Origin of the sequence: Klebsiella sp. MS 92-3 (genome assembly GCF_000195655.1) — a bacterium.
Taxonomy (GTDB): Bacteria; Pseudomonadota; Gammaproteobacteria; order Enterobacterales; family Enterobacteriaceae; genus Klebsiella; species Klebsiella pneumoniae.
The window spans coordinates 135,393-143,084 of record NZ_GL882770.1 but is presented as its reverse complement, the minus strand read 5'-3'; the positions used below and the strand labels follow the sequence as shown (position 1 = coordinate 143,084).

Annotated in this window: 7 protein-coding genes; 1 reads left to right on the top strand and 6 read right to left on the bottom strand. The window is 57.4% G+C overall.

Annotation, left to right across the window (positions count from 1 at the left end; translation table 11 throughout):
* Positions 1–46: 46 nt before the first annotated feature.
* Entirely contained in the window at positions 47–1,186 is a 1,140-nt protein-coding gene (locus HMPREF9538_RS19880) for a glycoside hydrolase family 88/105 protein (RefSeq protein WP_004184668.1), read from the bottom strand.
* A 4-nt stretch (positions 1,187–1,190) separates the two neighbouring features.
* Positions 1,191–2,774: an MFS transporter gene (locus HMPREF9538_RS19885; protein ID WP_002911499.1), complete on the bottom strand. Its 1,584-nt coding sequence runs from the start codon at positions 2,772–2,774 to the stop codon at positions 1,191–1,193.
* 353 nt (positions 2,775–3,127) lie between these two features.
* Here HMPREF9538_RS19885 and uspC point away from each other — a divergent pair, with 353 nt between their 5' ends.
* Entirely contained in the window at positions 3,128–3,556 is a 429-nt protein-coding gene (gene uspC / locus HMPREF9538_RS19890; RefSeq protein WP_002911500.1) for a universal stress protein UspC, read from the top strand.
* A gap of 23 nt (positions 3,557–3,579) precedes the next feature.
* Here uspC and otsA read toward each other — a convergent pair whose 3' ends face one another.
* The 4 genes from otsA to HMPREF9538_RS29490 form a co-directional block, all read right to left on the bottom strand.
* Complete coding sequence (gene otsA / locus HMPREF9538_RS19895) at positions 3,580–5,004, bottom strand: alpha,alpha-trehalose-phosphate synthase (protein WP_004175414.1); 1,425 nt, start codon at positions 5,002–5,004, stop codon at positions 3,580–3,582.
* On the bottom strand, positions 4,979–5,767 hold the full coding sequence (otsB, locus tag HMPREF9538_RS19900) for a trehalose-phosphatase (protein ID WP_002911505.1): 789 nt from the start codon (positions 5,765–5,767) through the stop codon (positions 4,979–4,981). Before otsB ends, otsA begins: the two co-directional genes overlap by 26 nt.
* A gap of 161 nt (positions 5,768–5,928) precedes the next feature.
* Positions 5,929–6,909, bottom strand: a complete 981-nt coding sequence (araH, locus tag HMPREF9538_RS19905; protein ID WP_002911507.1) for an L-arabinose ABC transporter permease AraH — start codon at positions 6,907–6,909, stop codon at positions 5,929–5,931.
* A 14-nt stretch (positions 6,910–6,923) separates the two neighbouring features.
* On the bottom strand, positions 6,924–7,692 hold a 769-nt coding region (locus tag HMPREF9538_RS29490), incomplete at its 5' end, for an ATP-binding cassette domain-containing protein (RefSeq protein ID WP_009484445.1).

Here is a 7,692-nt window from a genome sequence, read left to right as displayed (position 1 = left end):
AAGCCGGGTTAGTTTTATTCGGCGCCTCGCCAGCGGGGCGCCCTGCTCAGAAGTACTTGCGTAGATACTCCGTCAGACAAAGGATCGCCATCGCCTGACCGTAGGGCATCGAGGTAAGCGGGATCTGGCGATAAAAGTCGAGGTCTGACCCCATCCCGGTGCCAAATGAGGTCTGCAGCAGCTCCCCCTGCGGCGAAATATTCTGCACAATTCCGCGAATCGCTTTTTCAGCCACCCCGGCGTAGTGCTGCCCGACGTAACGCTTGCGCACCGCTTTGAGAATGCCGTAGGCAAAGCCGGCGGTCGCCGAGGCCTCAAGATAAGAGTGCGGGTCGTCCAGCAAGGTATGCCACAGGCCGCTGTCGTCCTGGCATTTTGCCAAGGCGGCAATCTGTGCGTCGAGGACTGTAATCAGATAGCGCCGTACCGCGTTCCCCTCGGGGAGATCCACCAGTTCCAGAAAATCCGGGATCACCATGGTGAGCCAGCTGTTGCCCCGCGCCCAACGCGCCCGGGCAAAGTTATGCCGCCCCTCATAGTTCCAGCCGTGAAACCACAGCCCGGTCTCCCGGTCCATCAGGTTCTGCACATGGAGCAGGAACTGGTAGGTTGCCTCCTCCACATACTGGGGGCGGTTAAGCAGCTTGCCAATTTTGGCTAACGGCAACACGGTCATCATCAGCGTGTCATCCCACATTTGCTGATGGTTCTCCTCCGCCAGAGTCATGTGCTGCATACCGCCCTGCTCGGTGCGCGGCATCTCGTGCATCGCCCACTCCGCCCAGCTCTCCAGCCACGGCAGATACGCCATACGGCCGGTCTCTTCAAAGCGGTAAGCCAGGGTCAGAAACGGGGCCATAGTATTGACGTTTTTGGTCGTTGCTCCCTCGGCGAAGCGGTCGGCAAACCAGCGATCGATGATATCACGCATCTCGATATCGCCGGTTTGCTGGTAATACTGATAGATGCCGTACAGCCCAACGCCGTGGGTCCACTCCCATCCGGCCCACCCTTTGGTATCGATCACGCGCCCGTCATCCAGGCGTAGTAAAAATTGCCCGCTCTCATCCTTAATATTCACCAGGTTTTGCGTCACGTTGCGGATCAGCGCCTGCAGTTCGCTGCGGGCGATAAAACGCTCAGGCTGACGCAGTAATGGGCTATGTTTGACCGGCCAAACTTTCATGTTGTTAACCTCGGGTATATGTCGAATTCAAAGCGCCGCCCTTAATGAGCGCCGGGGCAGCAGGTTTATGACGATTCAGATAGCCAATATTGTTATTGCCCCACAGACAGTCGTAAGGCATCCCCGCCAGCAGCTCGACCACCGCACGGTGTTCCGCACTGGTCTGTTCCGACTGAGCGTAGCCGAGCTCGCGCATTCTGAGGGTCTCGCTGCGCAGGACGCTGTGGGTGTGCAGGTTGAGTTTGAAGCGCAGCGAGACGAGGAAGCCGCAGGCTAACACCACCAGAGTGCCGACGCTGAGGATCAGCAGAATGGTATGGCTGACCCCTTCAGGCTGTATTTTTTGCCCGGAAACAAACCCCGACAACTGCATAATGATCCCCACCAGCATCACCGCCCCCGCCTGCGAGGCTTTGCGGGTCAGGGTCATGATGCCGGCAAAAATCCCCTCCCGGCGCTGGCCGGTGATCGCTTCGTCGACGTCGGCAATATAGGTGTAGGTATTCCACGGTACGTAATTTATCCCGCCGCGTCCCAGTCCGGCGACAGCAGAGATGAGCAGCAATAAGGAATAGACGTCGCTCAGTCCGGCGTAATAGAGCAGCGCGTAGGAGAGTGAGCTCAGGCCAAACAGGACCACCACCATGCGGTACGACGGCGCGGGGCCAAAACGAATGCACAGCGGGATCATGGCGATTACCGCAATAAACTGGAAGATGGCCATCGTCCCCAGCAGGTTCGAGGCGACGGCGGCTTCCTGCATCAGAACAAAGACCACGTAATAGGTAAACACGGCATTGAAGACGTCCTGGGCGATATAGCCCCCCAGATACATGCCGAGGTGCTGGCGGAAAATTTTTATCCGCAGCGTAGAACTCAGCTCAATCACCAGGCGATTGAGGCTCTGAGCAAGGGTTAAGTTTTGTTTTTCCGCTTCCGCCCGCAGGGCCGCTTCCGACCACGCCTCCCGCGGTCGTTCCCAGGTGAAACACCAGACCAGAGTCAGCATCACCGCGCACAGCACCGAGAACACCAGACTGGCATAGAAGAACGAGCTGGCATTATCTTTGCCGAGCCAGGAGAGAAGGATCCCCGGCAGGAAGGAGGCTAAAATCGCCGACATCTGCGCCATCGAAATGCGCGCGCCGGAGAATTTGGTTTTCTGTTTAAAGTCATCGGTCATCTCCGGCACCAGCGTCTCATAGGGCACCAGAATCATGGTATAGACCATATCAAACAGCAGATAGGTCGCCAGGTAGTACCAGAAGCCCATCTCGCCGACCCACATCGCTGAATAGCTGAATACGCAGGGGATGCCGAGCAGAATAAAGAATTTTCTGCGGCCGAAGCGCTTACCAAGCCAGGTGGTGCCAAAGTTATCGGTGAGAAAGCCCATCAGCGGGCTTACCACCGCGTCCAGCACGCGGGCGGCAGCAAAAATAAGCGTGGCCTCAATCGGGGTCAGTCCGCAAAAGGTCGTGTAAAAGTAGAGCAGCCATGCGGCGGTTAACGCCGTCGTGCCGGCGCCGAGAAAATCGCCCGCGCCGTAGGCCAGATAGTTAGCCAGTCCAATTTTTCGTGTTTTCATCGCCGTGATCCTGTGTCTTTTTTTTAAAAGAACGCCGACAATCGTTCCGGATTTGCCACCGGAAGGGAGTGGGTACCTGGCTACACTAAAAGCTGTGAAAGGAGGTTACCTTTGTACTTTTGCCACGGAACAGTCGCCGGTGGCAAAATGACAAAGAGATGACGTCGCCACTTCACTCATTTATAAAACAGCATTTCTTTTTAATCAAAAGTCAGGTTCATTGATGTGATCTAGCTGGAAGGTCGCCGACTAACGAACAGGCTCGCAAATCCCGGGATCGGCCCTTGCGCAGTCGGGGAAACAGGAGTAAAGAATGGAAGAAAGGGTTATTCCGCGTATCTCAAGGAGGCCAGATGCCTTATACCCATCTGCTGGTTGCCGTCGCGCCAACGCCGGAGAGTCAGGTATTAATTAAAAAAGCGGTGTCGATAGCCCGCCCCGTTAACGCGAAGGTGAGCTTAATCACTCTCGCTACGGATCCGGAGCTGTATAACCAGTTCGCCGCACCGATGATGGAAAATCTGCGCGAAGTGATGCAGGAAGAGACGCGGGAGTTTCTCAATGAGCTGGCTCGCCACGCGGACTACCCAATAGAAAGAATGACCATCGCCTGCGGCGAGCTAGGCCATCATATTAAGGACTTCTGCCGGTCGCACCGTGTTGATCTGGTGATCTGCGGCAATCACAACCATTCCCTCTTCTCACGCGCCACCTGCTCGGCGAAAAGTATCGTCGGCAGCTGCGGCGTTGATGTCCTGTTGGTTTCCCTTGAAAAGGGCTAACGCCGGTTAGCCCTTTTCCTGAACTAGGCCAGTTTAGGGAAGGTGGCTATCTTCCCCCGCAGACGGCTCTCCTCGCTGCGCGGTGAAATATGCTGCAGATCCTCGACAAAGCGCGCCTGCCAGTTATGAATATCATTTTCTCTGATCACGTCCAGCATCGCTGAATGACGGGCGATACGTTCCGCCAGCGGCATGCTGAGCGCGCGATCCAGCGCGGCGGCAACCTCGTCGCGATCGTAAGGATTGACGATCAGGGCGCTGGTCAGCTCCTGCGCCGCCCCGGCAAACTGCGACAGGACCAGTACGCCAGGGTTATCCGGATCCTGCGCCGCGACGTACTCCTTCGCCACCAGGTTCATACCATCGCGTAGCGGCGTCACCAGCCCGACGTCAGAGTAGCGGAAGACCTTCATCAGCAGCTTACGATCAAAATGCTGGTTCAGATAGTAGAGCGGTGTCCAGCCAAGCTGACCAAACTGTCCGTTGATGCGTCCGGCTGCGGTTTCCAGCTGGTGGCGGATATCCTGATAGGCCTGCACATCGCCGCGGGAGGTCGGCGCGATCTGGGTATAACGGATTTTGCCGTGGTGCTGAGGGTACTTCTCGAGCAGCGTCTCGTAGGCGAGGAATCGCTCCGGCAACCCTTTCGAATAGTCAAGACGCTCCACGGAGAAGATATTCTTCACATTTTTCAGCTCGTTCTTCAGCTGGGCCAGCTTCGGCGGCAGCGGACCTTTAGCGTTGCGCGTAATTTCGTCCGGATCGATCCCTATCGGATAAACCTCGGTACTGAACGCCTTACCCCATGCCTGATAGCGTTTATCGCCGAGGTCGGATAGGCGAGTCTGCATAGCAATGCTGTCGAGAAAAGCGGTTCTGTCGCTTTCGGTCTGGAAGCCCAGCAGATCGTAATCGCACAGTTGCTCCAGCAGCTCAGCGTGCGGCGGCAGAGCGTTAAAAATCTCCGGCGTCGGGAACGGAATATGTAAGAAAAACCCGATGCGATTGTTCACTCCGCGCTTACGCAGCTCGCTGGCGAAGGGCAGAAGATGGTAATCATGGATCCACAGCGTATCGTCTGGCTCAATCAGCGGCAGAAGCTTGTCCGCCAGCATGGCGTTAACCCGCAGATATCCCTCCCAGGCTTCGCGCTGAAAGCTGACCAGATCAAGGCGATAGTGGAAAGCCGGCCACAGCACGGCGTTAGAGAACTGGTTGTAGTATTCATCATGGTCCCGTTCATTAAGGTTGAACGACGCCCATGAAATATTCCCGCGGGAGACCTGCTTGAGCGGCTGCTGGTCATCGCCAATCTCGCCGCTCCAGCCAAACCACAGACCCCCCGCCGCTCTCAGTGCCCCCAGGATGCCGACGGCCAGACCGCCAGCGCTCGATTTTTTATCGTCCGGTAAGGCGATACGGTTAGAGACTACGACTAAACGACTCATGGTCATCCCTCCTTTCGGTTTGCGCGTCATACGCCAGATGTTGCAACCACGTCCTTACAGCGGCGGCATCCGCCAACCGCCAGTGCGCCTGAGTTTCCCCGGCGCCAACTTTTACCGACATTCCCTGCAGTTGATTAACGACGCTGAATCCCGCCTCGTCGGTCAAATCATCGCCGACAAAAACCGGTTCGCGGCCGGCGAATGGCGCCTCCTGCATGAACGCGGTAATCGCCTCCCCTTTGTTGACGCCGCGGGGTTTAATCTCCACCACGCACTTGCCAAGCTGTAACGCCAGCAGCGGATAGCGCTGAACAATCCGCTGCGCCAGCTCCAGCACGGCGCTCTGCTGCTGCGGGGCCTGGCGATAGTGGAGCGCGAAAGCCATCTCTTTACTCTCCAGCTCACATCCCGGGAGCGCTTCCAGCGCCGACGTCAGCTCAGCCGCGATCTCATCGCGCAGCGCTGTCGGCAGAGAGACGATGTAGGTTTTACCATTGATATCACGGCGCTCGGCCCCGTGAACGCCGGCCAGCGGTAGCCGCCAGGGATGGGTTAGCGCGTCAAGTTCAGCCATTGAGCGCCCTGAAATCAATGCCACCGCGCCCCCCTGCTGCTGGGCCAGCGCATTGAGCGCCTGCAGCGTGCTGTCGGGTATCACCACCTGATCGGGGTGCGGCTGGATATCGGCAAGAGTACCGTCGAGGTCAAAGAAAAAAGCGTAGTTTCCGGTTAGCGCAGGCGGTACAGATATCTGGTTATCCACCCTGTTTCCTCCTTATCATGGCCAGCCGAAGCTGGTTGTTAATTATATGTGAGCCATGTAAGTATAGACAGTGTGACCAACCTCGCCATTTTTGATAGTTACCGCCAGCGAAACGGGCGCTGGCGGCAATTACTCTGTAAACTAAAAAGTTCGGTTTAAATTCAGGCCGCACGTTTGGCTTTTTGTTTGTAGCGGTCGAAGATCACCGCCGCCAGCAGGATCACCCCTCGCACGACGTATTGTGAGAATGGCGAGATATTCAGCAGGTTCATCGCATTTTCCACGGTTCCGAGGATCAGGATCCCGGCCACCACGTAGGAGATCTTGCCGATCCCGCCCTTCAGCGACACCCCGCCCAGCACGCAGGCCGAAATAACAATCAGCTCATAGCCAATCGAGGTCATCGGCTGGCCGCTGGTCATCCGCGACGCCAGAATGATACCCGCTGCGGCCGATACCAGACCGGAGAGCACAAAGATAATAATCTTGGTGCGCACCACCGGGACGCCGGCCAGGCGCGCCGCCTCTTCATTGCCGCCAATAGCCAGCGTATTACGGCCAAAGGTGGTTTTGTTTAGTAATAATCCGAAAACCACCAGGCAGGCGACGGTCAGCCAGATCGGCGCTGGCAGACCAAACCAGTTGGCGTAGCCGAGGGTGAAGAAACGTTCATCTTCGATCCCCACCGCTTTGCCGTCGGAGATAATATAGGCCAGGCCGCGGACAATCTGCATGGTGGCCAGCGTGGTGATCAGCGCGTTGATCTTAAGGCGCGCAATGACAAAGCCGTTAACCAGGCCACTAAGCGCCCCCAGCAACAGGCCTGCGGCGATCCCCAGCCACAGGCTTTCGCTGAGATTAATCACCACCGCGGTGGTGACCCCGGCGCAGGCGATAACCGACGCCACCGACAGGTCAAAATCGCCGGAGGCCAGGCAAAACAGCATGCCGCAGGCCACCATCCCGGACATCGAGATCGCCAGCCCCAGCCCTTTCATATTGACGAATGAAGCAAAGTTGGGCACAAAAATCACACAGCCGATAAACAGCACCGCAAACACCACCAGCATGCCAAACTGATCCCAGATGCGGGCAAAGCTAAAGGTTGAGCGGGTAGCCCCGGACGTAGTCACTGATGACATCATTTACTCCTTACTCAGGCGACAGCCTGGCTCACTGTTGGCATCGCAAGGCTTAACGCCTGCTGTTCATTGGCTTCTTCATGCAGCAGTTCGCCGGCGATTTGCCCTTCGCGCATCACCACGATGCGGTCAGCGACGCCCAGCACTTCCGGCAGGTCGCTGGAGGCAAACACCACGGCGACACCGGAGGCGGCGAGGCCATAGATCACATTGTAAATTTCATGTTTGGCGCCGACGTCGATGCCGCGGGTTGGCTCATCAAGCAGGATCACCTTCATCTCTTCCGACAGCCAGCGGCCAAGGATCGCTTTCTGCTGGTTGCCGCCCGACAGGTTCATAATCAGCTGTTCCGGGCCCGGCGTTTTAATATTCAGCGACTGGATATGTTGATCGGCGTTGTCCGCCTCCCAGGCGTTGTTGATCAGGCAGCCAGCGTGAATATGCTTGCGCCGGGCGCTGATATTGATGTTATCGCGCACGGAATGCACCGGAATAATCCCCTCCGCTTTACGATCCTCCGGGCACAGCATCATCCCGGCCTGGATGGCCTGGGCCGGTTTGCGAATGGAGACGGGCTGGCCATCGATATACACCTGACCGCCGGTTATCTGCGTGCCGCCAAACAGGCCTTTCATTAGTTCGCTGCGCCCGGCACCCACCAGTCCGAACAAACCGACAATTTCACCGCTGCGCACCGAGAGACTAACCGGCGTGCGCACGCCCGGCGCTTTGACCTCCTCCAGGCGCAGCCGCTCCTCGCCATAGGGGCGAGGGGGCCCGCCC

Bases quoted from the DNA above. Each gene is read 5' to 3' on its own strand.
- HMPREF9538_RS19880 (WP_004184668.1), bottom strand. From the start codon at position 1,186: ATGAAAGTTTGGCCGGTCAAACATAGCCCATTACTGCGTCAGCCTGAG.
- HMPREF9538_RS19885 (WP_002911499.1), bottom strand. From the start codon at position 2,774: ATGAAAACACGAAAAATTGGACTGGCTAACTATCTGGCCTACGGCGCG.
- uspC (WP_002911500.1), top strand. From the start codon at position 3,128: ATGCCTTATACCCATCTGCTGGTTGCCGTCGCGCCAACGCCGGAGAGT.
- otsA (WP_004175414.1), bottom strand. From the start codon at position 5,004: ATGAGTCGTTTAGTCGTAGTCTCTAACCGTATCGCCTTACCGGACGAT.
- araH (WP_002911507.1), bottom strand. From the start codon at position 6,909: ATGTCATCAGTGACTACGTCCGGGGCTACCCGCTCAACCTTTAGCTTT.